The following is a 634-nucleotide window of genomic DNA, read 5'->3' as shown; positions in this document are numbered from 1 at the left end:
CTGGTCCACCGCTATGTTTAGGAAACGGAGGACCACGAATGGCAAACAAGCGACCGAAGCCCGAAGAGATTGTCTCGAAGTTACGGCAGGTTGAAGTTCTGATGGGGCAAGGCATGTCCCGTCTTGATGCGATCAGGCAGATCGGCGTTGTTGAACAAACCTATTACCGCTGGCGCAAGAAGTACGGCGGAATGGGCGTAGATCAGTTGAAAGAACTGAAACGGCTTCAGAAAGAGAATGAGCGACTGCGACGTGCGGTATCCGATCTGACGTTGGACAAGCTGATCCTGACGGAAGCCGCGAAGGGAAACTACTGAGCCCCGCTCGTCGTCGTGCTTGTATTGACCATGTTCGCAACCAACTGAACGTTTCCGAGAGACGCGCCTGCCGCGTGCTTGGACAACACCGGTCCACGCAACGGCGTGTCCCACAAGGTCGCGCAGACGAAGACCGATTGGTGGCCGACATGATCGAGCTGACCCGTCAATACGGCCGATATGGCTATCGCAGGATCGCTGCATTGCTGAGAGAGGCTGGATGGTCTGTCAGCGATGGGCGAATTGAACGGCTTTGGCGACGAGAGGGGCTGAAAGTGCCAGTGAAACAACCGAAGAAAGGACGGCTTTGGCTGAAC

1 pseudogene is annotated in these 634 nt (G+C 55.8%); it reads left to right on the top strand.

The annotated features are described in order from the left end of the window. Nucleotides 1–38: 38 nt before the first annotated feature. Nucleotides 39–634, top strand: a pseudogene (locus ACR0EK_RS20325) (IS3 family transposase); the annotation flags it as partial.

It is taken from the genome of Ruegeria sp. AE4, assembly GCF_056542185.1.
This window is presented reverse-complemented; position numbering and strand designations above follow the sequence as displayed.